General features: G+C 70.7%; 21 protein-coding genes. 8 read left to right on the forward strand and 13 right to left on the reverse strand.

The genetic code is table 11. The features are described 5' to 3' along the window. Window positions 1–122: 122 nt before the first annotated feature. The 4 genes from OHA25_RS51785 to OHA25_RS51800 all read right to left on the reverse strand — a co-directional run bounded on the left by OHA25_RS51785 (window position 123) and on the right by OHA25_RS51800 (window position 3,237). Window positions 123–1,010 carry a universal stress protein gene (locus OHA25_RS51785; protein WP_327584221.1) on the reverse strand — a complete coding sequence of 296 codons (888 nt, stop codon included), beginning with the start codon at window positions 1,008–1,010 and terminating at the stop codon, window positions 123–125. An 89-nt stretch (window positions 1,011–1,099) separates the two neighbouring features. Further along, entirely contained in the window at window positions 1,100–1,732 is a 633-nt protein-coding gene (locus tag OHA25_RS51790) for an MBL fold metallo-hydrolase (protein WP_327584222.1), read from the reverse strand. Window positions 1,733–2,127: 395 nt separating this feature from the next. Further along, entirely contained in the window at window positions 2,128–2,331 is a 204-nt protein-coding gene (locus OHA25_RS51795; RefSeq protein ID WP_327584223.1) for a DUF397 domain-containing protein, read from the reverse strand. 33 nt (window positions 2,332–2,364) lie between these two features. Further along, window positions 2,365–3,237 (reverse strand): helix-turn-helix domain-containing protein, encoded by an 873-nt coding sequence (locus OHA25_RS51800; RefSeq protein WP_327584224.1) that lies wholly within the window; start codon window positions 3,235–3,237, stop codon window positions 2,365–2,367. 286 nt (window positions 3,238–3,523) lie between these two features. On the opposite strand from OHA25_RS51800, the gene OHA25_RS51805 reads away from it, so the two are divergent. Beyond that, window positions 3,524–3,751, forward strand: a complete 228-nt coding sequence (locus OHA25_RS51805; RefSeq protein WP_327584225.1) for a hypothetical protein — start codon at window positions 3,524–3,526, stop codon at window positions 3,749–3,751. Here OHA25_RS51805 and OHA25_RS51810 read toward each other — a convergent pair. After that, window positions 3,691–4,455 (reverse strand): class I SAM-dependent methyltransferase, encoded by a 765-nt coding sequence (locus OHA25_RS51810; RefSeq protein ID WP_327584226.1) that lies wholly within the window; start codon window positions 4,453–4,455, stop codon window positions 3,691–3,693. The two genes, OHA25_RS51805 and OHA25_RS51810, sit on opposite strands and share 61 nt — an antisense overlap. A 176-nt stretch (window positions 4,456–4,631) precedes the next feature. Here OHA25_RS51810 and OHA25_RS51815 point away from each other — a divergent pair, with 176 nt between their 5' ends. Then, window positions 4,632–5,750 (forward strand): DUF11 domain-containing protein, encoded by a 1,119-nt coding sequence (locus tag OHA25_RS51815; protein ID WP_327584227.1) that lies wholly within the window; start codon window positions 4,632–4,634, stop codon window positions 5,748–5,750. On the opposite strand, the gene OHA25_RS51820 is transcribed toward OHA25_RS51815, so the two are convergent. Next, the gene (locus tag OHA25_RS51820) at window positions 5,751–6,209 is read right to left on the reverse strand and encodes an Lrp/AsnC family transcriptional regulator (RefSeq protein WP_305920767.1); all 459 of its coding nucleotides are present in this window, start codon (window positions 6,207–6,209) and stop codon (window positions 5,751–5,753) included. 159 nt (window positions 6,210–6,368) lie between these two features. Between OHA25_RS51820 and OHA25_RS51825 the strand changes: the two genes are divergently transcribed. Together OHA25_RS51825 and OHA25_RS51830 are read left to right on the forward strand one after the other, a co-directional pair. Next, on the forward strand, window positions 6,369–9,758 hold the full coding sequence (locus OHA25_RS51825; RefSeq protein WP_327584228.1) for an indolepyruvate ferredoxin oxidoreductase family protein: 3,390 nt from the start codon (window positions 6,369–6,371) through the stop codon (window positions 9,756–9,758). After that, the gene (locus OHA25_RS51830; RefSeq protein ID WP_327584229.1) at window positions 9,755–10,894 is read left to right on the forward strand and encodes an acyl-CoA dehydrogenase family protein; all 1,140 of its coding nucleotides are present in this window, start codon (window positions 9,755–9,757) and stop codon (window positions 10,892–10,894) included. Before OHA25_RS51825 ends, OHA25_RS51830 begins: the two co-directional genes overlap by 4 nt. 228 nt (window positions 10,895–11,122) lie before the next feature. Here the strand turns inward: OHA25_RS51830 and OHA25_RS51835 are convergent, their stop codons facing one another. Next, window positions 11,123–11,803, reverse strand: coding sequence for an adenylate kinase family protein (locus OHA25_RS51835; protein ID WP_327584230.1), 681 nt, complete (start codon window positions 11,801–11,803; stop codon window positions 11,123–11,125). A gap of 187 nt (window positions 11,804–11,990) precedes the next feature. Here OHA25_RS51835 and OHA25_RS51840 point away from each other — a divergent pair, with 187 nt between their 5' ends. Further along, window positions 11,991–13,238: a C39 family peptidase gene (locus OHA25_RS51840; RefSeq protein ID WP_327584231.1), complete on the forward strand. Its 1,248-nt coding sequence runs from the start codon at window positions 11,991–11,993 to the stop codon at window positions 13,236–13,238. A gap of 155 nt (window positions 13,239–13,393) precedes the next feature. Continuing rightward, window positions 13,394–17,842, forward strand: coding sequence for a caspase, EACC1-associated type (locus OHA25_RS51845; protein ID WP_327584232.1), 4,449 nt, complete (start codon window positions 13,394–13,396; stop codon window positions 17,840–17,842). Here the strand turns inward: OHA25_RS51845 and OHA25_RS51850 are convergent, their stop codons facing one another. After that, window positions 17,843–19,351, reverse strand: coding sequence for a glycoside hydrolase family 43 protein (locus tag OHA25_RS51850; RefSeq protein WP_327584233.1), 1,509 nt, complete (start codon window positions 19,349–19,351; stop codon window positions 17,843–17,845). 415 nt (window positions 19,352–19,766) lie between these two features. On the opposite strand from OHA25_RS51850, the gene OHA25_RS51855 reads away from it, so the two are divergent. After that, the gene (locus tag OHA25_RS51855; RefSeq protein ID WP_327584234.1) at window positions 19,767–20,840 is read left to right on the forward strand and encodes a LacI family DNA-binding transcriptional regulator; all 1,074 of its coding nucleotides are present in this window, start codon (window positions 19,767–19,769) and stop codon (window positions 20,838–20,840) included. 50 nt (window positions 20,841–20,890) lie between these two features. Here OHA25_RS51855 and OHA25_RS51860 read toward each other — a convergent pair whose 3' ends face one another. The 4 genes from OHA25_RS51860 to OHA25_RS51875 form a co-directional block, all read right to left on the reverse strand. Next, entirely contained in the window at window positions 20,891–21,316 is a 426-nt protein-coding gene (locus OHA25_RS51860) for a cytotoxic translational repressor of toxin-antitoxin stability system (RefSeq protein ID WP_327584235.1), read from the reverse strand. Further along, window positions 21,316–21,729: a prevent-host-death protein gene (locus OHA25_RS51865; protein ID WP_327584236.1), complete on the reverse strand. Its 414-nt coding sequence runs from the start codon at window positions 21,727–21,729 to the stop codon at window positions 21,316–21,318. Before OHA25_RS51865 ends, OHA25_RS51860 begins: the two co-directional genes overlap by 1 nt. Before the next feature lie 85 nt (window positions 21,730–21,814). Next, complete coding sequence (locus OHA25_RS51870; protein WP_327584237.1) at window positions 21,815–22,819, reverse strand: zinc-dependent alcohol dehydrogenase family protein; 1,005 nt, start codon at window positions 22,817–22,819, stop codon at window positions 21,815–21,817. Beyond that, a complete protein-coding gene (locus OHA25_RS51875) occupies window positions 22,812–22,943 on the reverse strand; it encodes a hypothetical protein (protein WP_327584238.1) in 132 nt (43 codons plus the stop codon). Before OHA25_RS51875 ends, OHA25_RS51870 begins: the two co-directional genes overlap by 8 nt. Before the next feature lie 85 nt (window positions 22,944–23,028). On the opposite strand from OHA25_RS51875, the gene OHA25_RS51880 reads away from it, so the two are divergent. Further along, window positions 23,029–23,598, forward strand: a complete 570-nt coding sequence (locus tag OHA25_RS51880; protein ID WP_327584239.1) for a TetR/AcrR family transcriptional regulator — start codon at window positions 23,029–23,031, stop codon at window positions 23,596–23,598. A 67-nt stretch (window positions 23,599–23,665) separates the two neighbouring features. On the opposite strand, the gene OHA25_RS51885 is transcribed toward OHA25_RS51880, so the two are convergent. Further along, the gene (locus OHA25_RS51885) at window positions 23,666–26,581 is read right to left on the reverse strand and encodes an endo-1,4-beta-xylanase (RefSeq protein ID WP_327584240.1); all 2,916 of its coding nucleotides are present in this window, start codon (window positions 26,579–26,581) and stop codon (window positions 23,666–23,668) included. Between the last annotated feature and the right edge of the window lie 140 nt (window positions 26,582–26,721).

Consider the following 26,721-nt stretch of genomic DNA (forward strand, 5'->3'; position numbering starts at 1 on the left):
CGTGTCAACGGAGAGCAGACCGGACAACGCCGTGTGACCTCCCGTCCGCGCTACTCGTTCTTGCGTCTCGTCGTCGTGGTCACGATGATCGTGACGGCGCCGATGAAAGCTATTCAGGTTCCTTATCCATCGCCTGACCCCTTATTCCGGGCGGTAGAGATTTGACCGTCTTTGCGGGCCGTAATCCCCGGCCGCACCACGGCGACCGGGCACCTCAGGTGGTGCAGCACCGCATGGCTGACCGAGCCGAGCACCGCCGAGGCGAAGCCACCCAGCCCACGCGAGCCGACCACGACCAGGTCGGCTGTGCCGCCCGCCTCGATCAGGAAGTTGACCGGATGGCCGACCACCGTCTCATCGGTGATCGCGACATCCGGATTCCCGTCGCGCCAGCGGGCCACCCGCTCCTGCGCCGTCTCGGTCTCCTGCTCGTAAGCGTCCTCCAGAAAGCTGCCGTACGCGGCGGCGTACGTCGAGACCACCGGGGCCTGCCAGGCATAGATGACGTGCAACGGAACCTCGCGAGCACGCGCCTGCTCGACGGCGTAGCGCATTGCGGCCTCGGAATGCTGCGAGCCGTCGTATCCGACGACAACCCGTCCGTGCACCACCACCGAAGTCTCGCGTACGACCACCACCGGACCGGCGGCGTGCCCGGCGACGCCCATGCTGACCGAGCCGACCATCATGCCGGCGAACCCGCCGAGCCCCCGGCTGCCGATCACCACGCTGTCGGCCGAGCGGGACTCGCCGATCAGCGTGTCGACCACGTTGCCGGACAGCAACTGCGTGGTCACCTCCACGCCGCGGGTCAGGGCGCGAGCCCGGTCGGCCGCCGCGGCCAGCGTTCCCGCACAGTATCGTGTCGTGTCCACGCGGTAGGGCCAGTCCTCGCACACGTGCAAGATCCGCAGGCTCAGCTCTCTGCGCTGGGCATCGGCCGCCGCCCACTCCACAGCCGCCGTCGCCGGTGCGGACCCGTCCACGCCGATCACGATGTGTCTGGCCATCACGCACCTCCCCCGTTCTCCCTCCAGCCTCGCACGACCCCGGCCCACAGAGCGCCCGCGCACGCGCTCCTATCAGCGAATGGCCGGGGCTAGCCAAGGGGGTAGGTTCGGCCCTCGACGCCCCACTCGCCGAACGGCGGCCGCTCGCCGCGGTCGATCGCCCGGATGGAGGGGCGGCCGATATGGGCGAAGACCAGCCGCCCCACCTGGAGATCGCGCGCCTGCCGCGCGACCTGGATCACGCTCGCGTGCCCGCCCACACCGCCGGCGAAGCGGATCGGCCTGTCCCACCCCGCGGAGTCGGCGAACATCAGGTCCACGCCGGCCGCCCAGGCGGGAAAGACCCAGAACTCCGGCGCCCAGGCGGCCTGCGCCCGATCCGTGCTGATCAGGTAGCCGTAGGTGGGGTGGGAGGTGTGGCTGACCGGCAGCGGCACGATCTCCACGCCCGCGGCCTCGTAGACCGCGACCCCGGCGCTCATCCGGAGCCCCCGCGCCGCGTGGCGGATCTGGGGCATCAGCTCGGCGCGTTCATCGCAGACCAGCCAGCCGTCGAGCCGCTCCCCGCCCGCCGCGTCGCCGCCCCCATCGAGCAGGACCCGGTTGTCCTGCCAGCTGGCCAGCAGCCCGGCGGGGCGGTAGCGCGGGGAGTTCATCGCCCCCACCCCCACCAGGCTGAGCCTCACGGCCGTCATCCGACGGTCCAGGTCACGTCCCCGCATGCCGTCAGCATGTCCCTCCCCCTGGGATCAGTATGCCCACGAGCAGTCCGCCGCCCCCGGCCGTTGATCAGCGGGCCAGGTGGCGGCATATGGCCAGGCTTGCGGGCGTCTCGTATGGGAGCCCGCTCAGCTTCGCCGTCGAGCGAGCCGAGGAGCCGGGAGGCGTCCTTGCGGTGTCACTCCCCTGCGCCCGGCCGGACAACCGGTCAGGAGAGCGAACGATCGTCGTCCGTCCCATCCTCGTCAACGCATGCATCCGGCGGGGGCGGCATCGAAGACACTAGGCGGCCGCGGTCGATGAGCGGGCCGCGGTGCCGGAGCGGGCCGCGGTGCCGGAGCGGGCCGCGTGACGGATGATCGGTGGCCTGCCACGGGTGAGCAGGCCACCGGAATCGCTATATCTTCCCCTGCTTGATATCCGTCAGGAGATCCCGGAACTCTTCGGCGGCCAGGACGATCGTGCCGCCCGACGGATTCTTGGAGTCGCGCAGTCCGACGCGGCCGTCCGTGAAGAGGGCGACTTCGACGCAATCTCCATTGGACATGCTGTGACGACTCTTACGCCACCCGCCCCAGCTGGGGTCGATGACCTCGTTCATTTCTCTACCTCGTTCCAGGTGAGGCAGAAGCACCTAGACCGTCGTCCATCTCTTCCCCTGGTTCTCAATGAAGCTCATGGTGTCCTGAGGACTCAAGGCCGCCTCAGAGATCTTCTTGAATGCCACAAGGTGCCGATGGGTTCGCATCTCGTCCTCATCGACTCCGCCGCCCTGCTCCGTCTCCACATAGAGAACATCAGGATGAAGTTCTCCCAGATTCTCAAACGTGGGAAATCTCAGCAGAATAAAGCTTTGAGCCAGCACCGGAGGGCCTTGGCTGTTCAAGAGAACCTGAAGCTCGATATTGGGCCTTTCGGCTACTTCCCGCAAGTGATGCAGCTGCTCCGACATGATTGATTCGTTCCCGAACTTCCGTCTCAGGACGGATTCGTCGAGGACGACCTTCGACGTCAAGGAAGGATCCTGCATGTATCTTTCCCTGCGCGCCATGCGAAGCTCAATACGGCGCCTGATCTGACGAGGAGTCAGTTCGCCCAGCGCGGCGCCTATTACGGCACCCGCATAGGCCTCCGTTTGCAGCTGGCCTGGGATCACCAGAGACTGCCACTCCCATCGCTCTGCCGCCGCGCTTTCGAAACCAAGGAAGCGTATGTAGCCATCCGGAATGGATTCCGAGTATTTCTCCCACCATTCCGGAGCCGAAGACAGCGGCACCAGATCGAGAAGCTGTGATCGATCCGGTTCCGGCATCTCGTAGAGATCCAGCAGTGCTTCTACGTCCTTGGCGTTCGGTAAGATCTGCCCGTTCTCCAGCCTTGAGATCTTCGATGTGGACCACTTGAGCTCAGTCGCCACCTGGGGTCCGCTGAGACCGACAGCCTCACGCCTCCGGCGCAGCTCCGCTACGAGTCGGCGTCGGTAGACGGTGGGGCTGCCGTCGGCCATTCGGTGCCTCCCCTCTAGTTGATCACGTGTACCCAGCTAAGGTCTTGCACAATCCTTGCCGGGATGTTCGGTCGTTGTACCGGCTGGCTTCCCTGAACTATTCCCAGCGGGAATTTCGCTCAGATTCCCTCCGGCATATCCTCAGGGTAGCCCGCCGAGACGCTGGATCAAGGGAGAAACGCCGAGATGAGGGTCTTCCGCCTGGCCGCCCGCCTCGCCGCCTGCCCCTCCAGGGGTTCTCCACCTGCACGCATCACATGGTCAACGTGAGAGGAACCTCTTGATCATGACCCACGGTAGGCGCATCCTGCACTGGCTCGCCCATGCGATCGAGACTGCCCTGATCGCCGGGCTGCTCATCTTCTCTGTCACCAGAGAACTCGGGGCCGAACCGCTCGCCGCCCTCGGCGCTGCGGCAGGTGCCTTCATGGCCGTCATGATGGGCTTCGCCGCCTACCTCGCCGCGACGGGAGCCGTAAGACCGCCGGATCCACCGGCTAGAGGTGACACCTGATTAATGCATCTCATGACGAGGAACACGGGAAACCTGGCGGCGTCGGCACGCTGCGCCGCCCAGTCGGGGGTGGGCTCGGGCTCGGCCATCTCCTCCAGCCAGAGGCCGTGGCGGCGGAAGGTGTTGACGTAGGTCGAGAGGGTGCGGTGGTTGGCGCCGACCTGGCGGCGCAGGGACGACAGCTCGCCGTCGGCCCGCCACCAGCCCTCGGTGTAATAGCTCGCGTCCCCGGACCACGACCCCGAGACGCCCCGGCCGCCCGGGAAGCACGGGTGCAGGATCGAGCACGCGAAGACGCCCCCGGGCCGGAGCACGCGGGCGGCTCCTGCGATCGCGCCTTCGAGGTCGTCGATGTCGGAGAGGCCGAAGCTGCAGACCACGGCGTCGAACAGGCCGGAAACGCCGGGAATGTCGGATGCGGCCGCGTCGGCGTGGAGGTAGCGAATGCCGAGCGGGGCGGCGTGCTCGGCAGCACGTGCCTTCTCGATCAGGGCTGACGAGAGGTCGACGCCCACGACGTCGGCTCCCCTGCGGGCGAGCGCGCGGCTGATCCGGCCGTGGCCGCAGGCGATCTCCAGGACCCGGCGGCCGGCGATCGGCTCCAGCAGGGCGAGCAGGCGGACGGCTGCGGGGTCGTCGACGGCGTCCGTCCAGCCGGCCGTGTAGAAGTCGGCGACGTCGTCGTAGCGCGCGGCACCTGGCATGCCCTCGACACTACGACGCCGAGCCCGTCGTGCCCGGCGTTGTTCGTCCAGCGCGCAATGTGCCGGCAAAAGATTCGTCATGACCGTGCATGGTCCAGGTGCGATCGACTCTCCGTAGCGTCCGTGTGATAGCAGGATCGCTCCCGGGTGGACCAGGTACGGGGGACGAAATGGGCGTGCCCGGAATTGCGGCGATCGTCGCGCTCGCTGCGTTGGGCGGAGGTGGCTGGAGTGGCCAGTCCCCGGCGGCCGTCTCCCTGCCCGGTGCCGGACCCGAGCTCCGGATCACCACAACGGTCACCCCGGATCCGATGACCACCGGTGGGGTGTCCGTCTACGCGGTGACCGTCACCAACACGGGGGGCGACGATGCCGAGGACGTGACGATCATCGACACCCTCGACCGCGGCACGTCCCCAGGCCGCCTCCCGGACGGCTGCTCCCTCGCCGGCCAGGCCATCACCTGCGGCGGACCCGGCCTGACCATCCCGCCGGGACAGAGCGTGACCTACGACATCCCCGTCACGACCGATCCTTCGCTCCCCGACGACACGGACGTCGTCGCCCGGGTTCACGTCACCGCCTCGAATGCGACGGGCGACACCACGCGGCTGATCAGCCGCACCCGGACGATGGCCGACGTGGAGATCGCCACGACCGGCCCGTCCAGCGTGAAGGCGGGCGCCGGCATCACCTACAGAGTGAAGGTCGGCAACAACGGCCCCTCTCCGGCGGTGGGCGTCACCGTGGAGGACCCCATCGACGGCGACCTGACCATGCCCACGGGTCGCCCGTCCGAATGCCCCGCGGGGAACTGCCGGCTCGGCACGCTGGCTCCGCGCGAGAGCAGGACGCTCGTCTTCACCGCCGCCGCCCCTGACGTCACCGGCGTGATCGACAACTGCGCCGCCGTCTCCACCGCGAGCCACGAGCAGAACACCGGGAACAACCGCTCCTGCACGTCGATCGCCGTCGAGGCGGTCCACAGCCCCAGTCCCTCGCCTGCCCGCACGCTCACCCGCGCCCCGCCGGAAAGGCGGGCCCCCGCGGTGGCCGACCGCGCCGAGCCCAGGCCCGGCGGCGACGGTCCGCGCAAGGAGCCACGCGCCACGGTCACCGGCTCGCGTCCGGGCGTGGACCCGTACGAGCCCAGCCCGGTCCCCTCCGGACAGCCGGCGGCACGCGACCACGAGCCCCTGCCGATGACCGGCGTGTCGCTGTGGCTGATCGGTCTCGGCGTGCCGGTGCTGCTCGCGATCGGCCTGCTCGTCCGCTGCCTCTCGAGCCGGGAGTGATCAGGAAGGGCTCCTGGACAACGCCTCCCGGGTCCACGACCCGAGCACCAGCAACGTCTTCGTCCCTGTCACGTCCCCGGCCCGGCGCAGCCGGTCGATGACCTGCTGCAGATGGCCGAGGTCGCGCACCCGTACGTGGATCAGCGCGTCCGGATCCCCCGCGATCGTGAACACCGCCTGCACCTCCGGCACCTCCGTGGCGGTGCGGACGATCTCGCTGACCGGCGTCGTGCCGGGATAGCGCAGCTCGGTGAACGCCTCGATGCCCCACCCGAGCTTGGCGTAGTCGATCTGCACGGTGAACCCCTTGATCACGCCGAGCTCGCGCAGCCGGTCCACCCGCCGCTTGACCGCGGCCACCGACAACCCGACCAGGTCGGCCATCTCCGAGAACGTCCTGCGCCCGTCCTCCCGCAGCAGCCTCAGCACGTGGTGATCGATCTCGTCCACGTCAGCCATGCCAGAACCCCTTCCTCAGGCGCAAAGAACATCAGCCAGACAGCCGGAAGCTTCATATTGTTTGCGTATTTGGGGCACCTTCTCATCTAATACTTGCGGATGTCCTGCCCACGTTGCTGTGCTGGGAATCACCACGTACGAAGCCAGGAGGAGGTGCGCGTGAGCGCGAGCGCGACTCCCGCCCCCGTGTCGCTCGACGACAAGTACACAGCCCCCGACGGCAGGGTGCTCATCTCGGGCATTCAGGCCCTGGTCCGCCTGACGCTGGAGCAGCGCCGCCTGGACCGCGAGCGCGGGCTGGACACCCGGGTTTTCGTCACCGGTTACCAAGGGTCGCCGCTGGGGGGTGTGGACCTGGAGATGGGGCGGGCGGCCCGGTTCCTGGACGAGGCGGGCGTGGTGTTCCAGCCTGGGCTGAACGAGGAGCTCGCGGCCACGTCGGTGGCCGGCACCCAGATGCTCGCCCAGGTGCCGGGCCGCCGCCACGAGGGCGTGACCGGCTTCTGGTACGGCAAGAACCCCGGCCTCGACCGGGCCGCCGACGCCATCAGGCACGCGAACGCGGCCGGCACCGCACCGCTCGGCGGCGCCGTGGCCTGGATCGGCGACGACCCGGGTTGCAAGTCCTCCACGCTGCCCAGCTCGTGCGAGCCCATGTGCCAGAGCCTGTCCATGCCACTGCTGGCGCCCGGCTCGGTCGCCGAGATCATCGAGTTCGGGCTGCACGCTGTGGCGATGTCCCGCGCCACCGGCCTGTGGACGGGCCTGAAGATCGTCGCGGACATCGCCGACGCCTCCGCCACCGTGGACCTCGGCCCGCTGCGGGCCGCGATCCCCGTCCCCGCCCGTACCGCGGGCAAGGCGACGCCGATCCTGCTCGGCCCGGCCGCGCTCGACGCCGAGCACGACATGCTCACCCGCCGGCTCGACCTGGCCCGCGAGTACGCCCGCGCCCACGGGCTCAACCGGGTGATGGCCGGAGCGGGGAACACCGCGCTCGGCATCCTGGCCTCGGGCACCACCTACGCGGTGGTCCTGCGGGCGCTGGCCGACCTCGGCCTGGACGCGGCGGCCATGGACGACCTGGGGGTGCGGCTGATCAGGCTGGCCATGCCGTTCCCCGTGGACTCCGAGGACCTGGCCGCCATGACGGCCGGCCTCGACCGGGTGCTGGTGGTCGAGGACAAGGTCCCGTTCCTGGAGGGGCAGGTCAAGCAGGCGCTGTACGGCGGCGAGCGGGTGCCGGCCGTCGTCGGCAGGGAGCTGCTGACCGCGCGCGGCACGCTCGGCGCCGAGGACGTGGCCAAGGCCATCGCCGCCTGCGTGGGCGCCGACCGGCTCCCGCGGCAGGCGGTCACGGTGACCAAGCGCAGGTCGCTGCCGCTCGTGGCGGCGCGAACCCCCTATTTCTGCTCCGGCTGCCCGCACAACGCCTCCACCCGCACCGCCGACGGCACGCTGGTCGGCGTCGGCATCGGCTGCCACGCGATGATCGCGCTGGACGGGCACGGGCGCGGCACCCAGGTCGGCATCACCCAGATGGGCGGCGAGGGCGCCCAGTGGATCGGGCTGGCGCCGTTCACCGAGGACCGGCATTTCGTGCAGAACCTCGGCGACGGGACCTTCCACCACTCCGGCTCCCTGGCCATCAGGGCGGCCGTGGCCGCCGGGGTGTCGATGACGTACAAGCTGCTCTACAACGACGCCGTCGCCATGACGGGCGGCCAGCGGGCCGAGGGCCGGCTCGACGTGCCCGCGCTCACGCGGGAGCTGGCGGTCGAGGGCGTACGCCGCATCGTGATCACGACGCCGGAGCCGGAGACGTACCGGGGCGTGCGGCTGGCGTCGATCGCCTCCGTACGGCACCGCGACGACCTCGCCGCGGCCGAGCAGGAGCTGGCCGCGCTCGACGGCGTCACCGTGCTCATCCACGACGACCGGTGCGCGGCCGAGGAACGCCGGCTGCGCAAGCGCGGCAAGCTACCCACCCCGGTCGAGAAGGTCGTGGTGAACGAGCGGGTCTGCGAGGGGTGCGGCGACTGCGGCGACGTCTCGACGTGCCTGTCCGTGCAGCCGGTCGAGACCGAGTACGGCCGCAAGACCCGCATCCACCAGGCCTCCTGCAACTCCGACCTGAGCTGCCTCAAGGGCGACTGCCCGTCGTTCCTGCTGGTCGAGCCGGGCACCCCTGCCGCTCGCCAGGCATCGCCGCCGCCTCCGCCCGTGGACGAGCCCGCAGGCAAGCCGGGCGAGGTGCTGATCAGGATGCCCGGCATCGGCGGCACCGGCGTCGTGACCGTCTCGCAGATCCTGCAGATGGCCGCCCACCTCGACGGGCTGCACGCGGCCGGGCTCGAGCAGACGGGCCTGGCGCAGAAGGGCGGGCCCGTGGTCAGCGACGTGCGGATCTCGCCGCACCCGCTCGCGGGGTCGGTACGCGCCTCGCACGGGCGCGCGGACGTGGTGATCGGGTTCGACCTGCTGGGCGCGGCCTCCGACGCCAACCTGGCCGTGGCTTCGCCCGAGCACACCGCCGCCGTGCTGAACACCGCCGTCGTGCCCACCGCCGCCATGGTGACCGGCCGGATGCCCGTGCCGGGGCACGCCTCCGCGGTCGCCCGCGTGGAGTCCGCCACGAGGAGCGTCGTGTGCCTGGACGCCCATGAGCTGGCCGAGGCGCTGTTCGGCGATCACATGCCGGCCAACCTGCTGCTCGTCGGCGCCGCGTACCAGCACGGCCTGCTGCCGGTGTCCGCCGCGGCCATCGAGCAGGCCATCACCCTGAACAGGGCCGCCGTCGAGCAGAACCTCGCCGCCTTCCGCTGGGGCCGCGCGGCGGTGGCCGACCCCGAGGCCGTGCGCCAGGCCGTCCTGCCGGCCACCGACGAGCCGGCCGAGAAGCTGGACGAGGTCGTGGCGCTGCGCGTGGCCGACCTGACCGGCTACCAGAACGCCGCCTACGCCGCCACGTACACCGAGGACGTGCGCCGCGTGAGCGACCTCGCGCTCGAGCGGGCCGGCGAGGAGGCCGGCACCGAGATCGCCCTCGCCTACGCCCGCGGCCTGCACAAGCTCATGGCCTACAAGGACGAGTACGAGGTGGCCCGCCTCCACCTCGACCCCGCCGAGCAGGCCAGGAGGGAACGCGAGTTCGGCGCGGACGCGGTCGTCACGGTGCTGCTGCACCCGCCGGTGTTGCGCGCGATGGGCATGAAGCGCAAGATCAAGCTGCGCCGCTCGGCGCCCATGCTGTTCCGCGGGCTACGGGCCGCCCGGGTGCTGCGCGGGACGGCGTTCGACGTGTTCGGCCGGGCGCGCGTGCGGCGGGTCGAGCGGGAGCTGGTCGGTGAGTATCGCGAGCTCATGCATGCCGCCCTGGCCCGGCTCACCCCCGCGACCGCCGGCACCGTCACCGAGATCGCGGGCCTGCCGGAGCTGATCCGGGGGTACGAGGACATCAAGCTCGCCCGCGTGGCCGAGTTCCGCGAGCGCGCCAAGACCGTGCTCGCGCGGCTGGAGGAGCCCGTTTCGAGCGTGGAGGGATCGTGACCGTCGACCGCCTGCTGCCCGGCCAGGACGCCAAGGACCTGATCGACCTGACCCGCGAGATCGCCGACAAGGAGCTCGCGCGGCGGGTCGACGAGCACGAGCGCGCCGAGACGTACCCGGAAGGGCTGTTCGCGACGCTGGGCGGGGCAGGGCTGCTGGGGCTGCCCTATCCCGAGGAGTACGGGGGAGGCGGGCAGCCGTACGAGGTGTATCTGCAGGTCATCGAGGAGCTGGCGATGCGGTGGGCGGCCGTCGCGGTCGCCACCAGCGTGCACACGCTCGCCTGTTTCCCCGTTTTCGCCTACGGGTCGGAGGAGCAGCGGGCGCGGTGGCTGCCCGACATGCTGGCCGGGCGCCTGATCGGCGGCTACAGCCTGTCCGAGCCGCAGGCCGGCTCCGACGCCGGCGCCCTGACCTGCAGGGCCGAGCGGGTCCCTGACGGCTACCGGATCAGCGGCAACAAGGCCTGGATCACGCACGGCGGCATCGCCGACTTCTACGCCCTGTTCGCCCGTACCGGGGAGGGGACGCGGGGCATCTCCTGCTTCCTCGCGCCAGGGGCGGCCGACGGGCTGACCTTCGGGCGGCCCGAGGAGAAGATGGGCCTGCACGCCGTGCCCACGACCAGCGCCCACTGGGACGGCGCCGTCCTGGAGTCCGACCGCCTGATCGGCGCGGAGGGCCAGGGTCTCCAGATCGCCTTCAGTGCGTTGGACTCCGGCCGGCTCGGCATCGCCGCCTGCGCGACGGGCCTCGCCCAGGCCGCGCTCGACGAGGCGGTGGCGTACGCCAAGCAGCGGGAGACGTTCGGCAAGCGGATCATCGATCATCAGGGGCTCGGGTTCCTGCTGGCGGACATGGCCGCCGGGGTGGACAGCGCGCGGGCGACGTACCTGGACGCCGCCCGCCGCCGCGACGCCGGCCTGCCCTACAGCCGCCAGGCCAGCGTGGCGAAGCTTGTGGCGACGGACGCGGCGATGAAGGTGACGACGGACGCGGTGCAGGTGTTCGGGGGGTACGGGTACACGCGGGAGTTCCGGGTCGAGCGGTACATGCGCGAGGCCAAGATCATGCAGATCTTCGAGGGCACCAACCAGATCCAGCGCCTGGTGATCAGCAGGCACCTGGCCAAGTAACCTCCGGACTGCTTATCAAGCTCGAGCCGCGATGAGTTCTGCGGCGTCCCGCGGTCGTCCTGGAGAGGTCGGCGTCTACCTGTTGGGACGACGGCTGCACGAGTGTTCTCCACCACGCTGTCGGCGGTGCAGGGCCATGCCCGCCTGGCCTCCGGTGGCCTGGCGGAGGAGATCGACTACATGGCGTCCGACGGTGTCGGCCGCCATCTCGGACAGCGTCAGAGCAGGTCAGCTGCGTGCTTCCAGCGGGTCGCCGACCCGCGACCGGTCGAACGGCGGCAGGTTGAATCGGTCGCGAATGGTCTGCTGGACGGTGAACTTGTCGGCCCGCGCGTCGACAGACATCACATATTCCTTGCCCCGGAACAGCTCGATCACCGGATCGATCTTGCTGTGATAGTCGCGCAGCCGCCTGGCCAGCACGTCCGGGCTGTCGTCCTCCCGGCTCACCAGCTCCCCGCCGCACACGTCGCACCGCCCCTCGACCTCAGGCCGGTGCGCGATCAGGTTGTAGTCCATGCCGCACTGCGAGCACAGCCGCCGGGCCAGGACGCGCCGGCGCACCTCCTCGTCGGGCAGATCGAGGTGGATCACGCCGTCGATGTCGTAGCTCTCGAGGAAGAACTCCGCCTGCCGGCGGTTGCGCGGGAACCCGTCGATGACGAACCCGTAGTTCCAGTCGTGCTGGTGGAGGCGGTCCTTGACGACGTCCTCCACCAGGTCGTCCCCCACCAGTTCTCCCGCCGCGACCACGCGGCGTACCTGGGCGCCGAGCTTGGTGTGGTTCTTGACATGCCAGCGGAAGATGTCGCCGACGCTGATGTGCACCAGATCGAGGTCGGCGGCGAGCAACTTGCTCTGGGTGCCCTTGCCACTCCCCTGCACGCCCATGATCACATATTTGCGCATATCTCTTCGCCTTCGCGGTCAGCTCATTCTCCGGGCATCGTCACCTTCCCATCTGCCCTGCACGCCTGAGAAGCCGCGTGGGGTGGCACGGCACCCGTCGAACGGCGATACGTACATTTGCCGATGCCTGGCATGGCTTCGGTGCTTACTCTCAGGCCCATCGAGCGCCCTGCGAGAAGGTGGGTACATGCGTGCGCTGACCGCGTTCCTCTCGTTCCTCATCGTGTTCACGACCACCCCCCCGCCCGCGAGCGCGAAACCGGCGCCCGCCACGCCGGCGGACGTGGTCTTCCAGCGGGCCGACTTCTTGGCAGGCACGTCGGAGGGCACGACGACCGGCGACGGCCTGTCGTTCGGCTCGCCCGCCGGCACCACCTCCTACACCGACGCGCTCGGCACCAAGACCTGGGAGTACGCGCGCTGGACAGGGCCCGAGCGGGCCATCGGGTTCCCCGCGAGCGAGCTGGTCGCCTCCTGGACCGCGGATCTGCCGCCGGGCAGCTGGCTGCAGGTCGAGACCCGCGCCAGGAACGCCGAGGGCCTGACGAAGTGGTATTCGCTGGGCCGCTGGGCGTACGGCGAGGGCGACATCCGGCGCACGTCAGTGCCGGGGCAGGGCGACGCGGACGCCACGGTCGCCGTGGACACGCTGGTCGCGGCGGCGGGCAAGCAGATCAGCGCCTACCAGCTGCGCCTCACGCTCTATCGCACGCCGGGCTCGTCGGTGACGCCGCGGGTGCGTACGTCCGGCGCCATGGCCTCCAACGTGCCCGAGCGCAAGACCGTGCCGGTCAGCCCGGGCGGCGGCGCCTGGGGGACGGAGCTGAACGTGCCGCGCCGCTCCCAGAACGTTCACGAGGGCCACTATCCCGAATGGGACGGCGGCGGCGAGGCGTGGTGCAGCCCGACCTCGACCACGATGGTGCTGGGCTACTGGGGCAAGTGGCCGAGCGCGCAGGACACGGCCTGGGTCGATCCGTCCGACCCGAACCCGGAGGTCGACTACGCGGCCCGCTACACCTACGACCACGCCTACCAGGGGGCGGGCAACTGGCCGTTCAACACCGCCTACGCGGGCCGGTACGGCTTGGACGGGTTCGTCACCCGGCTGCGGTCGCTGACCGAGCTGGAGCTGCTGATCAAGGCAGGCATCCCGGTCATCACTTCGCAGTCCTTCAAGAAGGGCGAGCTACCGGGCGCCGGGTACGGCACCAATGGGCACCTCATGGCGATCATCGGCTTCACCGCGACGGGCGACGTGATCGCCAACGATCCCGCCTCCCCGGACAACGACGCCGTGCGGCACGTCTATCCGCGGGCCGACTTCGAGAACGTCTGGCTGCGCAGCTCCAGCAGCGGCGGCATCGCGTACGTCATCCATCCGCCGGGCCACGCCCTGCCTGCCACGACCCCGGGACTGCCGGCCAACTGGTGAGGCTCTGGCGGCCGGCGCTCCCAGAGAACGGAGCGCCGGCCGGGTGACCCATGCGTGCCCGTCATCGGCGGTTTGCCCGACTCGACGGGGGACGGGGAGTTCCGTACCCTAACAACTCCCGATAACTGTGGGCCGACCACGCTGTGGAGCGCTGGATGACCGAGGACGAGTCTGCGTCACTGGAGACGACCCGGCTGGTTCGGCCCAGGTGGAACGGTCCACCGCTGCTGTTGTCGTCCGACGGCGTCCGCGTCCTGGTGGCGGGCACGGGCGCGCATCGCCCGGAGTCCCGGCTGCCGCAGGCCCCCGCCGTCCCGGCGACCGTCAACGACCTGTCCCAGGCCCTGGTCGAGCGGACGGGCCTGGCCCCGGCCAACCTCACCGTGCTGCTGGACCCGGCGACCCCGGCCAACCTGGGCGAGGCGCTGGAGCGGGCCGCGCGGGAGGCCACGTCGGTCCTGGTGTTCTACTACGTGGGTCACGGCGTCTTCACCCCGGACGGCGAGCTGCACCTGGCCACCCGCGCCACCGTGGACCTCGGCCAGGGCATGCCCGGCTACCAGGCGCTCCCCTACGGCATGGTGCGCACCATCCTGTCGTCGTCGCCGGCCGAGCTGGTCGTCGTGGTGCTGGACTGCTGCTTCACCGGCGGCGGGCGGCCAGCGCCGGCCAAAGCCGCCGACCGCATCTTCGAGGGCATGGGGCGCAGCGCTTACGTGCTGGCCTCCGCCAGCAGGGACGACAACGCCTGGGCGCTGCCCGGCGTCCGGCACACCGCGCTCAGCGGGGCGCTGCTCAGGCTGCTCAACGAGGGCGAGGCGGACGGGCCGCCGGCGTTCACGCTGGACCACGTCTACCACCGGCTGACCCACACCCTGCCCGGCGCCGGATTCCCCCGGCCGCGGCGGCAGGCCACGGACGTGGGCGACCGGGCGCCGCTGGCCGCCAACCCCGCCCATGCGGGGCAGCCCAACCGCTCGGGCCCGCCGATGGGCTCGCCCGGCGACCTGTCCAGCCCCTATCGCGGACTGGCCGCCTACGGTCCCGAGCACGCCGAGCTGTTCTTCGGGCGCGAGGAGCTGACCAGGTCGCTGACCACGCGGGTACGCCAGGCGCTCAGGGCGGACGGCAAGCCCGTCGTCATCGGCTCGCAGGCGTTCGCGGCCGGCGGACCACTCATCCTCACGGGCCCGTCGGGCGGCGGGAAGTCGTCGGTGCTGCGGGCCGGGCTCATTCCCGCCCTGCGGCAGGACGACGACGTGTCCTGCATCATGCTGGCGCCCGGCGCCGATCCGCTGGGCGCGCTGGCCCGCGAGCTGGCCGAGCTCTGCGGCGGCGACCCCGCGCGGCTGCGTGCGATCATCGAGTCCGATCCGAGCGGGGCGCGGCGCGGCCTACCCGGGCGGTTACTGCTGGTGGTGGACCAGTTCGAGGAGGTGTTCACGGCCTGTCCCGACGGGGCGGCGAGGGCGCGGTTCGTCGAGGCGCTCGCCGAGCTGTCCCGTGCGGCGGCCGTGGTGATCGCGGTACGCGCGGAGTTCTTCGGGCGCTGCGCGGCGTACCCCGGGCTGGTGGAGTCGATGCGGCGGCCGGAGGTGGTCTCGCCCATGACCGCGGCCGAGTTGCGCGCGGTGATCGAGCAGCCGGCCGTCCGGTCCGGCCTCAGCGTGGAGGCCGGCCTCGCCGACCTGATCCTGGAGGACCTGCGGGCCAACGAGGCGGCGCTGGAGCGGTCGGGCGGGCCGCTGCCCCTGCTCTCCCACGCCCTGCTGGCCACGTGGCAGCGGCGGTCCGGCGGCGTGCTGACCATGGCGGGCTACCGATCGGCCGGCGGCGTCACCGGGGCGGCGGCCATGAGCGCGGAGGACACACTCCGGGGGCTCGGCGCGGAGTTCGAGCCGGTGGCCCGCGACCTGCTGGTCCGGCTCGTACGCGTGGACGACCAGATCGGCGGCACGACGCGGCGGGTCCCGCTGGCCGAGCTGGCTCCCGACGCGCCTTCGGTCGGCGGGCAGGTGCTGGCCGAGCTCGCCAGGGCGCGGCTGGTCACGGTGGCCGGGGGCGAGGCGGAGCTCGCCCATGAGGCGCTCATCCGCGCCTGGCCCCGGCTGGGCGGCTGGATCGACGCCGAACGCGCCACCTTGCTCGTGCGCCGCCGCCTGTCGGAGGACGCGGCGACGTGGCACCGGGAAGGCCAGGACCCGGCCTACCTTTACACCGACAACCGCCTGCCGGCCGCCCAGGCCCTGGCCGCCACGACGCCGGGTCCGGCGGCGGGCGGCCAGGCGGCGCCGGGTGGGCCGCTGACCCCCCATGAACAGGCGTTCCTCCAGGCGTCGGTGCGGCGGCACAGCCGCCGGGCGCTGATCGGCCGGGCCGTCATCGCCGCGCTCTCCGTGCTCCTCCTCCTGGCCGCGACCGGCAGCGTGCTGGCCCTGCTCCAGTCCAGCCAGGCCTCGACCCAGGCCAAGCAGGCGACCGGCCAGCGCGACCAGGCACTCTCCCGTCAGCTCGCCGCCACCGCCAACAGCCTGCCCGACACCTCGCTCGCCGCCCAGCTGGCTCTGAGCGCCTACCGCGTCTCTGCCACCCCCGAGGCCCGCGGGGCGCTGCTCGGCACGCTGTCCCGCCCGCTCCCGGCCCGCATGATCGGCCACACCGCTCCCGTCGAGCGGGTGGCGTACCGCCCCGACGGGCGCGTGCTCGCCACCGTCTCCGGCGACTACACCGCCCGGCTGTGGAACGTCGCCGACCCCCTCCGTCCCAAGAGCGCGGGCATCGTGAAGGGCCACACGAGGGGCCTGACGGCGGCGGCGTTCAGCGCGAACGGCAAGATCCTCGCGACCGGTTCGGCGGACGAGACCGCCCGCCTGTGGGAGGTCTCCGACACCGCCCGCCCGCGCGCCCTGGCCACGATCACGGGCCACGGCGAGCCGGTGGTCTCGGTGGCGCTCAACCCGAAGGGCGACCTGCTGGCCACCGCAGGCGCCGACAAGTCCGTACGGTTGTGGAACATCGCCGACCCCGCCAAACCGCAAGCAGTGTCCGTGCTCAAGCAGACCACCGACCCCACCGAGGTGGCCTTCAGCCCCGACGGACGCATGATCGCGGTCACCTCGTCCACCGGCGTCACGCTCCTGGACGTGCTCACCCCCGCCAAGCCGAGCAGCCTGGCCGCGCTGACGGCGCCGGACGGCGGCGGCGTCAGGAGCGTGGCGTTCAGCCCGAACGGCCAGCACCTCGCCACCGCCTCCAGCACCGGCACGCTGCACCTGTGGAACATCACCACGGCCAAGCTCGCCGGCACCGCGACCGGGCACACGCAGGCGGCCGGCGACGTGGCCTTCAGCGCCGACGGAAACGTCCTGGCCAGCTCCTCCGCCGACGGCACCGCCCGCCTCTGGGACGTCTCGACTCCGACCGACCCGCAGCCGGCGGCCACGCTGACCGGCTTCGCCGGTGTCGTGACGGGGGTGGCGTTCAGCCCGAACGGCCAAAACCTCGCCACCTCGTCCGCCGACGGCGCCGCCCGCGTGTGGAACGTCGCCGACCCCGCCCGGGTCGCCGCCCGCGCCCGGCTGGCCCGGCACACCGCGCCGGTCAACGGGGTGGCCATCGCCAAGGGCGGCCGTACGCTGGCCAGCGTCTCCGACGACAAGACCGTCAAGCTGTGGGACGTCTCCGACCCGGCGTCGGCCACTCCCGTGTCCACGCTGCGCGGGCACACCGACGCCGTCGTGGCGGTGGCCTTCAGCCCGGACGGCCGCTACGTGGTGTCGGCGTCCCTCGATCGCACGGCCAGGCTGTGGCAGGTCGAGCGGCCGGCCAACCCGAAGTTCGTGGCGACGCTCCAGGGGCATACGGCAGGGTTGCGGTCGGCGGCGTACAGTCCTGACGGCAAGGTCGTGGTGACGACCGGGCGGGACGGCCGGACGATCGTGTGGGACGTGTCCACGCCCGCCACCCCCAAGCGGGTGGCGACGCCGGGCGCCGCCGACGACCGGCTCGACGTGGCCGCGTTCCGGCCCAGCGGAAGCGTCCTCGCGACCGGCTCGGGCACCGCCGCCGTGCGGCTGTGGGACCTGTCCAAGCCGGCCCAGCCGCGCCGGCTGGCCGACTTCGCCGCCGCCCCGGGTAGCGTGCTCGACCTTCAGTTCAGCCGGGACGGCAAGACCCTGGCCGCGGCGGCGTCGGACGGGACGACGCGGTTGTGGGACGTCACCCGCCCCGAGCAGCCCAAGCGGGTGTCCACCCTGCCAGGGCACGTCGCGGACGTGTCCGCGGTGGCCTTCAGCGCGGACGGCCGCATGCTCGCCTCGGCCTCCCGTGACCGCACGATCCGGGTGTGGAACGTCGCCGACCGCGCCCGGCCGGCACTGTGGGCGGTGCTCGGGGGCGCGAACGCGGTCGACGACGTGGAGTTCGGCCCGGACGGCACCGTCCTGGCCGGCACGTCCGACCTGGCCACTCAGCTGTGGGGGCTGAGCGTGGAGCAGGCGAGCGAGAGCGTCTGCCAGTCGTCGGGCATGTCGATCACCCGGGAGGAGTGGGCGCAGCACCTCCCCGGCCGGCCCTACACCCTCCCCTGCCAGGCCCAGAACTGATCAGGCCTGGTAGGTCACGTCGGAGAAGGTGGCTCGGCACCCTTCGCCCGCCAGGTCCTGCACCCACAGGCCGACGAACGCGCCGGTGAACCCAAAGGACCGGATCTGGCCGTCGATGATCTCGTCGGCGTTCTCGTCGGACAGGGTCGTGGCGTCCAGCTCCACGGGGATGGGCCGGCCGTCGGCGGAGAAGCGCAGCACCGGGCCGTCGAACTCGAGGCCGAGCCGGGCCGCGGGCTCCCCGGTGAAGTGCACGGTCCGCGTGCCCCGATCGCTGCCGGTCAGGATCAGGCCGTCGGTGGTGAGCGCGAGGTGGTACCAGTTGCGGGAGTTGTAGTAGGCGGTGATGCCGGCGGACTGGTGCACGCTGTCGGGCTCGAACGTCAGGCTCGCCTGGAACGTGCATGTCGCGCTGGTGACCCGGCGGGCGAGGAGGCTGGGGGCACGCAGCCCGTACGGGGACTGCCCGCCCGTGATCGTCACCAGGTCGCCGTCGAAGCTCACCCAGTCGGGCGAGGCGGGACGGCGCAGGGTGCTCCAGTGGTGCTCGGCCGGCTCGAGGTCCACGGGCTGCCACGGATGCGGCGGCAGGGCGGGCGCGGGCACCTCGACGGCGGGCACCGCTCCGGCCACGCGCGGCCAGCCGTCCACCCACGCGACCCGCTGGATCGCGGACTCCCTGCCCAGCACGCAGCGGCCCCGCTGCGTGTGGGGGCGGGCGGCCAGGTGCGCGACGTACCACTCGCCGTCCTGGGTCCGCACCAGGCAGCCGTGCCCGGCCTTCTGCAGCTCCAGGGTGGGATCGTGGCGGGAGGTGAACATCGGTCCCGCCGGGTCCGGCTCGTACGGCCCGTCCAGCGTGCGGGACCTCAGCACGCTGGCGCCGTGCTCGTAGCCGGTGCCGCCCTCGGCCACCATCAGGTAGTACCAGCCGTCGATCTTGTAGATGTGCGGTCCCTCGGTGACGCTCCGGTTCTCGAGAATGATCCGCGGCTTGCCTGCTCCCGCGCCGCCGTTGAGCTCCTGGAGCTCGATGCCGGCGAAGCCGTGTCCCGGGCGCGAGTCGAAGACCATGTTGAGCAGGTAGGTGGCGCCGTCGTCATCGTGGAAGAGCGCGGCGTCGAACCCGCGTCCGGGCAGCCTGACCGGGTCCGACCACGGGCCCTCGATGGACGGGGCGGTGATCAGGTAGTTGGCGATGTCCTTGTAGCCGTGGGCGTAGTTGTCCATGACGCCGTAGACCAGGTGGAACAGGCCGTTGGCATACGTGAGGTCGGGCGCCCAGATGCCGCCGGAGTCCGGCACGCCCGCCAGGTCGAGCAGCCGGTGGTCGGTGAGGACGCCGCCCAGCGGCCGCCAGTTGACCAGGTCGCGGGAGTGGTGGACGCGTACGCCCGGATACCACTCGAACGTTGACGTGGCCAGGTAGTAGTCGGCGCCGACCCGCAGGATGGACGGGTCCGGGTGGAAGCCGGGCAGGACGGGGTTGCGGATGGCCGTCCGTGTCATGGCTGCCTCCATTGGATAGAAACCGGTCGCCGCGAACGCTACGGCGATGAGTTACGGACCACAATAACGCGTTACGGACACGTTACCTTTGAATCATCTGACTCCGGGCTTCGCCTGCCAGGACACCCCTTGCCAAACCTCCCATTGACCGCAACCCCTCTCGCCCCTTACCGTAGGTACCGGTTTCTATCGCTGGAATGGAGGCACGTCCCTGTGCGCCCCCGCCCGAAGGCGTCTTCCATCGCGCCCGGAACAGCTCGCGATGCTTTCTACGCCACCGCTCTTGAGACGGGCGGTCTTGCGGATCGAGCGTACTCTCGGGGGGATGCCGAGCGGATCACTCCCGCCATAGACTGCGTTGAGGTCGCGGACCTCCGATGCTCAGCCTGTCGTCAACGACCATGAAGGGCCGGCCTTGTCGCGAAAAGTAAGCCCCAAGGAAGTGGGCGCGACGGACGAGCGCGTCACCGTCCGTGACGTGGCCGCGCGGGCCGGGGTGTCGGCCACCACGGTCTCCCGCGTGATCAAGGGCGACTACCCGGTCGCCCAGGCCACCAGGGCACGAGTGCTGCGGGCCATGCGCGACCTCGACTACGTGCTCAACGTGCACGCCCGAGCCCTGTCGGGGGCCAGCACGAAGATGGTGGCGTTCATCCTCGACGACGTCACCGGCCCCTCTTTCGCCCACGTCGCCAAAGGCGTCGAACAGCAGGCCACCGCCGAGGGCCGGCTCTGCATGGTGTGCACCACCCACGGCGACCCTGCCCGCGAGCTGGCCATCGTCGAGGCCATGCGCGAGCAGCGGGCCGACGCGGTCATCCTGGTCGGCGGCGGCACGATGGACGACACCTACCGCGAGCGCATGTCGCACTTCGCCCACGCCCTCGACAAGGCAGGCTCCCGCCTCGTGCTGTGCGGCCGCCCGCCCCTCGGCGTGGACGTGCCCACCACGGTGGTGGAGTACGACAACGAGGGCGGCGCGTACGCCATGGCCAGCCACCTGCTGTCGCAGGGACACCGGCGCATCGCGCTGGTAGGCGCCACCGCCGACGACCTCAGCACCACCAGGCTCGACCGGGTGCGCGGCTTCATGCGCGCCCACGAGTCCTTCGGTGTGCCCCACGACCCGGACCTGGTCGTCCCGGCGGGCTTCGACCGCACCGACGGCTACGACGCCGCCCGCCGCCTGATCGCGCTGGGCGCCGAGTTCAGCGCCGTCTTCGCCGCCACCGACATGGTGGCCATCGGCGTCCTGGCCGCCCTCCGCGAGGCGGGACTGCGCGTGCCGGAGGACGTCTCCCTCGCCGGCTACGACGACATCCCCTTCGCCGCCGACCTGACCCCCGGCCTGACCACCGTGCACATTCCCACGGAGGAGCTGGGTCGGACGGCGGTCCGCCTGGCCCTGAACCGCCAGGACCGCCAGCACGTCGTCCTCGGCACCCACATCGTCGTCCGCGACTCGGTCCGCCCCCCGTCCCGCCGGTAGGTATAGACCTCGTGAGCCGATCAGCAAGCCGCTATCGAAGGTGTTGTGGATCAGACGCCTTCAGCCCAGTACTTCTGTAGCCTCGCAACGGCGTCCTCCTTGCTCATCGCTGCGACCTCGGCCTCGTCCAGACCCACTCTGGAGATCAGCAGATGAACAAGATCGGCGGGCAATGCGTTTGACGGCGGCGTGGGCGCTCCGCGATCGGGCAAGGCACCGTCCTTGACGCACGCCCAGAACGTTGCCTCGTCCACCTGCAGCTGATCGCGCAGTATGTGACCCCATATGCTCCGGCCGTAAGCGCTTCGATCGACCGGATGGGAGATCCGCGTTCTCAGGATCCGGCCATCGGGAAGGTTCAACTCGTAGGTGACATAGTGGGTCCCCGTTCGGCCGCGGGCGTTCCGCACCGGACGCCAGCCTTCGAGCTGACAGAACCGATCGTGGTCCTCGCGTGTGGGCTGGGGCCAGGTCATCAGGCCTTCCCCACCAGCCATTCGCGCAGCTGATCGTCATCGCTGAGGCTGATCAACTGCACCAGCCCCCAGTTCTCGCGGTGGTTTGGGGTATCGAGCAAGTGGTCTTGCCAGTCTTCCGCGTATTCGCGGAGCGCATCAACCATTTCCGCAACGGCCTCATTGAAGGTGCGGCCGTCGGCTGCGATCGGCAACCCAGGAATGAAGATCGACCAACCGTCGGCCTCGGGAACCGCCTGGGCGCGAGACGGAGTGACCACGGCGAGATAGTGACGCAGTCTGTCGACGTCCACGAGGGCGGTCGTAGAGGACTCTCGACGAACCGTGGCCACACGGCCGCGTTCCGCCGCGTCCAAGAGCGCTTTGAGATGCGCACGGGCATCTGTATAGCTGTCGAAATGAACGGCGGTCATGCGGGACACCTCCACTGAAGTGTGCCTCCAGGATGCCTCCCCGAAGTAAGTACGTCAAGTACGCCACGTACTGACGGACAGTAGCTCAGAGCCGGATGACGATCTTTCCCAGCGCCTTGCCGGAGGCGTAGTACTGGTAGGCATCGGGCGCCTCGTCGAAGTCGAAGACGCGGTCTACGACGGGGCGGATCCGGTTGGCCTCGATCGCGCGGTTCATCGTGAGGAACTGCGCGCGGCTGCCGACGGCGATGGTGCGTACGGTGGCGCCGGAGGCGAACAGCACCCGCGGGTCGATGGGCGGTGCGGCGTTGGAGACGAAGCCGACGCAAGCGACATGACCCTCGATCGTCACCGCCTTGAGCGACTGCTCCAGCAGGCCGGCGACGTCCACGACGCGGTCGGCGCCCCGGCCGCCGGTCAGCTCCCGGACCTCGGCGGGCCAGTCCGGTGTGGCCCGGTAGTCGATGACCTCGTCGGCGCCCAGTTCGGCCAGACGTTGCGCTTTCGCCGGGCTGCTCGTGGTGGCGATCACCCGCGCGCCGAGGGCCTTGGCGAATTGAAGCGCGAACAGCGACACCCCGCCCGATCCCTGTGTCACCAGGGTTTGGCCTGGTCGCAGGCCGATGCCGTCGCCGGTGAGCGCGTTCCAGGCGGTGACGGCGGCGCAGGGAAGCGTCGCGGCCTCCTCGTACGACAAGTGATCAGGGATGGGGACGAGCCCGCTCTCCTCGATCACCGCGAGCTCGGTGAGCATGCCGTCCAGCGAACCGCCGCGCTGCGGCAGGTGCTGGACGCCGAACGGTCCGTCCTGCCAACTAGGGAAGAGCGTGGCGGCGACGCGGTCACCGACGCGGAACCCGGCGACGCCCGGTCCGACTGCGACGACTTCGCCCGCCCCGTCGGACACCGGGACGACGTCGGGTTTCACCGGCAGCACGTAGTCGCCGCGCAGCACCATCAGCTCTCGGTAGCTCAGAGAGGTGGCGTGCACGGCCACCACGACCTGCCCGGCCTCCGGTACGGGGTCTTCGTGCTTCCTGATCGACAGACCGTCGATCCCGGCACCGCTGTCGACGTGATAACTACGCACGGGAGTCCTCCCCATCAGCGGCGGCCAGCGGGACCTCGCCTGCGGAGAGGCCGGTGAGCGCGGCGGGGTCGTGCTCGACGAAGGCGCGATTGAAGCGGTCGATGACATCGGCAGGGGTACGCATGCAGGCTCCGCGAGATAGAACGTTCGGTCTATCGAACCATATCGACCGGTTGATCTACTCGTCAACGGATGGCAGGCTGTGAACCATGAGCACGCGCGCCACGCCCGGCCCCCGGGAACGCCTCCTGGAGGCCGCCCAGAAGCTGACCTACAGCCACGGCGTGGGCATCGGCGTCGACACCCTGCTCAAAACGGCAAACGTGGCCCGGCGCTCCCTGTACGAGCACTTCGGCGGCAAGGACGGACTGATCGCCGAGGTGCTCAAGCGCAGCACCGCCGAGGACGAAGCCCGCTACCAGGAGACCATGCAGGCGGCGGGCGACAACCCGCGTGACCGCCTCCTGGCCATCTTCGACAGGCTCGCCGGGATCATCGCCAAGCCGGACTTCCGCGGCTGCCGCTATCTGGCCGCCGACCTCGCCCTGGCCGACCCCGAGCACCCCGGGCACGCCATCACGCGCGACTACCGGCGGCGCGTGCACCAACTCCTCGAGGACGAGCTCATCAAGCTAGGGCATCCGAGGCCCGCGCACGCGGCCGGCCAACTCCTCCTGCTCATCGACGGCACACTCGCGGCCGGAGCCACCCGGCCCGGCACCGACCCTGCCGCCTCCGCCCGCGAACTCGCCGAGCAGATCCTCGACACCCGGCGTTAGCCCGGGTCCCGTAGGCGATGCCAGCGGCCCACCTCCTGAACGGTCAGGAGGTGGGCCACGTTGCGCCCTAGTCGGCCAGGCGGAGGACGCCCCAGTGGCTGGTGTCCAGGTAGGTGCGGCCCGTAGCGTCGTTCCAGGTCACCGCACCGGTACGGGCCGCGCCCGTCGCGTCGTTCACCTGGACGTCGAAGCCCAGCAGCGTCCCTTCCGCCAGCGTGATCGTGGGCAGTTTGATGGCCGCTTCCACGACATATCCACCAGGCACTGTCTTGGCCACCGCCGTCACGTTGTCCTTGACGCCGGCCGCGTCGAACGTGCCGCCGACCGTGACGCGGCCGGTGAAGCTGACCCGGTACTGGCCGTCGTCGTCCGTGTAGCCCTTCGTCTTGCCGTTGCCGGGGTCGACGAAGATCTCGACGGAGTCCTGTTCCCAGGGGTTCGGGGACTCCTCGCTCAGGGTCGGGTCCGTGACGTGGGCCAGGACGTACAGCGTCGACCCGCTCCACAACGATCTGACGCGCGCAGTGGCGCCGGACGTGCCCTGGATCCAGGTGGCGGTGCGGATGTCCGGCGCAGCCCGCCAGACCGGCTCCGCGACGCCGTCCACGACGGGGGTGCGGTGGGCGGCGGAGGTGAGCTTGACGGCGGGCACGGCGGTCACCTTGCCCGTCCAGGAGGTGGCGGTGCTCCCGTCGCGCACGGTCACGTCCACATCGACGCCCTTCTTGACCAGCGCCTCGACGCGATAGCCGGTCGCGGTCCGCTTCACCGCCGCCTTCGGCCCGCCGGCCCGGGTCACGGTGTGCGCGGTGCCGTCCACGGTGAAGGTCACCTTGTCGCCCGCGCCGACGGTCGTGTCGTTGACCTCGGCCAGGACGTACATGCCTGTGGCGGCGGAGCGCGCCTGGAAGCCCGCGGACACGTTCCCCACCCGGTCGAGCGGGGCGTCGGGCAGCAGGTCCCACTGCAGGTCCCGCTTGCCGTCCACCGACACCGTCCCCGCGGGCGCCTCCAGCTTGCGCACCAGCGGCGGCAGCTTGGACGGGTCCGCGACGGCCCAGTACGCGGGCTTGGCCTGCAGGTCGTGGTCGAAGAGGAGCGGCGCGTTGAGCCGCGGGATCGGCCAGGTGTTCAGCCAGCTGACGTCGTCGGACTCGCCCCACACGGTGACCGAGCTGAGCTTGGAGGCCTGCCGCCGGAAGACGTCGAACAGCGCCTTGTACCGGTGGCCCTGCTCGGCCAGCAGCTCCGGCGAGATCGACGGGTAGGAGGAGACGAAGTCGGTGTAGATGCTCACGTCCAGCTCGGTGACCTGCTGGTCCACGCCGAGCGTGGCGAAGCGCTCGATGGTGTCCTCGACGTAGGAGGCGGGCGGCTGCTCGATGTTGAGATGCAGCTGGTGGCCGACGCCGTCGATCGGCACGCCCTCGGCCTTGAGCTGCTTGACCAGCGCGTAGAGGGCTTCGCGCTTGCGCGGGAACTCCGTGTTGTAGTCGTTGATGAAGAGCTTGGCGTCCGGGTCGGCCTCGTGAGCGACGCGGAAGGCGGTGCGGATGTAGTCGAGGCCGGCGATCTCGTACCACTTGGAGCGGCGCAGCCCGTCCGGCTGGTTCTCGTCGATGACCTCGTTGACCACGTCCCAGGCCGCGATCTTGTCCTTGTAGCGGGTCACGAGCGCGCGCACGTGGTTCTCGACGCGGCGCAGCAGGGTCTCCTTGTCCGCACCCTCGAACACCCAGGCCGGGGTCTGGCTGTGCCAGACGAGCGTGTGGCCGCGCACGGTCATGCCGTGCTGGACGCCGAAGTCCACCAAATGGTCGCCGTCGGCGAAGGCGAACTCGCCCTCGCGGGGCTCGGTGGCGTCCCACTTCAGCTCGTTGCCAGGGGTGATGCCGTTGAAGTGCCTGGCCAGCAGCTCGCCGTGCACGCCGAGCGTGTCGGGCCTGGTGAGCGCCGAGCCCATGGTGAAGGGCACCTTGTCCTTCAGCGCGGGGATGTCGGTCTGGATGGGCTTCGGCGCGATGTAGGTCATCGCGAAGTCGTCCAGGTAGAAGGGGAAGGTGCCGCTGTCGGACTCGAGGTACACGCTAAGGAAGTCGACGTCGTACGCGAGCGTGTACGTGCCGGCGAGCTGCACCCACTGCCCCGCGGGCACGTCCGTGGGCGGCACGATGCGCTCGTAGCTGGGCGTGCCGCCGGTGCGCCGCTCGATCGACAGGCCGAGCCGGCCCGCGGCGGTGTCGGGGCCGAGCCGCACCCACACCGACAGGGCGTACTTGTCGCCCTTGCCCATCCGGCCGAGCACGTTCATGGCGGGCCCGTCCCAGGTGGCCGACCGGCCGGTGACCGCGAGACTGCGGGCGCCGCCGTGGGCGGCGGCCGTGCTGGACTCCAGGGTGGCGGCGGCGCGCGGCGACCAGTCCTGCGCAGTGCCGTCCTCGAAGTCGGTGCTGATCGGCTCGCGCGTGGGGTCGCCCTGGGGGCTGAAGACGATGTCGTCCAGGTAGTACTGGGAAGTGGCGTCGGAGCTCTCGGCATAGAGCTGGAGGTCGGTGGAGTCGGCGGTGAAAAGATAGGTGCCGGCCAGCCGCACCCACTCGCCGTCGGTCACGGTGGCCGCCGCGACGCGCTCGTAGGTGGTCTCCCCGCCGGTGGGGGTGCGCTGCACGGTCAGCGCGATCGTGCTGGCGGGCTGTCCGGTGACGAGCCGCGCGTACGCGGTCACGCGGTAGGTGACGCCCTTGACGAACGGCGCGGCGATCGAGGCCCCGTGCCAGGTGGCGGTCCGTCCCGTAGTGAGCAGGCTGCTCGTGCCCGCGTGAGCCGCGTCCGTGGTGACCGCGACGGAGACGTCGCCGCCGCGCGGGCCCCAGCCTTGCGTCGTGCCGTCTTCGAAGTCGTACGTGAGGTCCGCCGCGTGCGCGGGAAGCACCGGCACGAGGCATAAGAGGGCGGCGGCCACCAGGGCTCGGAGGGTGCGCACAGTGCTCCTGCGGGGTGGGATGAAAGTTTCAGGGATATTCCGATAAATGTCAGGCGGACTGTAGATGCGGCGCGCGGATGCGGTCAAGATGTGTCACAGACGCAATGGCTCCTGCAACCGCTTGTTGCAGCAAAAGTGCA

The organism is Nonomuraea sp. NBC_00507 (assembly GCF_036013525.1).
Classification (GTDB): domain Bacteria; phylum Actinomycetota; class Actinomycetes; order Streptosporangiales; family Streptosporangiaceae; genus Nonomuraea.

Coding starts and splice junctions, on each gene's coding strand:
- OHA25_RS51805 (WP_327584225.1), top strand. CDS start 3,524: ATGACCCACGGTAGGCGCATCCTGCACTGGCTCGCCCATGCGATCGAG.
- OHA25_RS51880 (WP_327584239.1), top strand. CDS start 23,029: ATGAGCACGCGCGCCACGCCCGGCCCCCGGGAACGCCTCCTGGAGGCC.
- OHA25_RS51875 (WP_327584238.1), bottom strand. CDS start 22,943: ATGCGTACCCCTGCCGATGTCATCGACCGCTTCAATCGCGCCTTCGTC.
- OHA25_RS51800 (WP_327584224.1), bottom strand. CDS start 3,237: ATGGCCGACGGCAGCCCCACCGTCTACCGACGCCGACTCGTAGCGGAG.
- OHA25_RS51840 (WP_327584231.1), top strand. CDS start 11,991: ATGCGTGCGCTGACCGCGTTCCTCTCGTTCCTCATCGTGTTCACGACC.
- OHA25_RS51860 (WP_327584235.1), bottom strand. CDS start 21,316: ATGACCTGGCCCCAGCCCACACGCGAGGACCACGATCGGTTCTGTCAG.
- OHA25_RS51795 (WP_327584223.1), bottom strand. CDS start 2,331: ATGAACGAGGTCATCGACCCCAGCTGGGGCGGGTGGCGTAAGAGTCGT.
- OHA25_RS51835 (WP_327584230.1), bottom strand. CDS start 11,803: ATGCGCAAATATGTGATCATGGGCGTGCAGGGGAGTGGCAAGGGCACC.
- OHA25_RS51845 (WP_327584232.1), top strand. CDS start 13,394: ATGACCGAGGACGAGTCTGCGTCACTGGAGACGACCCGGCTGGTTCGG.
- OHA25_RS51820 (WP_305920767.1), bottom strand. CDS start 6,209: ATGGCTGACGTGGACGAGATCGATCACCACGTGCTGAGGCTGCTGCGG.
- OHA25_RS51810 (WP_327584226.1), bottom strand. CDS start 4,455: ATGCCAGGTGCCGCGCGCTACGACGACGTCGCCGACTTCTACACGGCC.
- OHA25_RS51785 (WP_327584221.1), bottom strand. CDS start 1,010: ATGGCCAGACACATCGTGATCGGCGTGGACGGGTCCGCACCGGCGACG.
- OHA25_RS51865 (WP_327584236.1), bottom strand. CDS start 21,729: ATGACCGCCGTTCATTTCGACAGCTATACAGATGCCCGTGCGCATCTC.
- OHA25_RS51790 (WP_327584222.1), bottom strand. CDS start 1,732: ATGCGGGGACGTGACCTGGACCGTCGGATGACGGCCGTGAGGCTCAGC.
- OHA25_RS51850 (WP_327584233.1), bottom strand. CDS start 19,351: ATGACACGGACGGCCATCCGCAACCCCGTCCTGCCCGGCTTCCACCCG.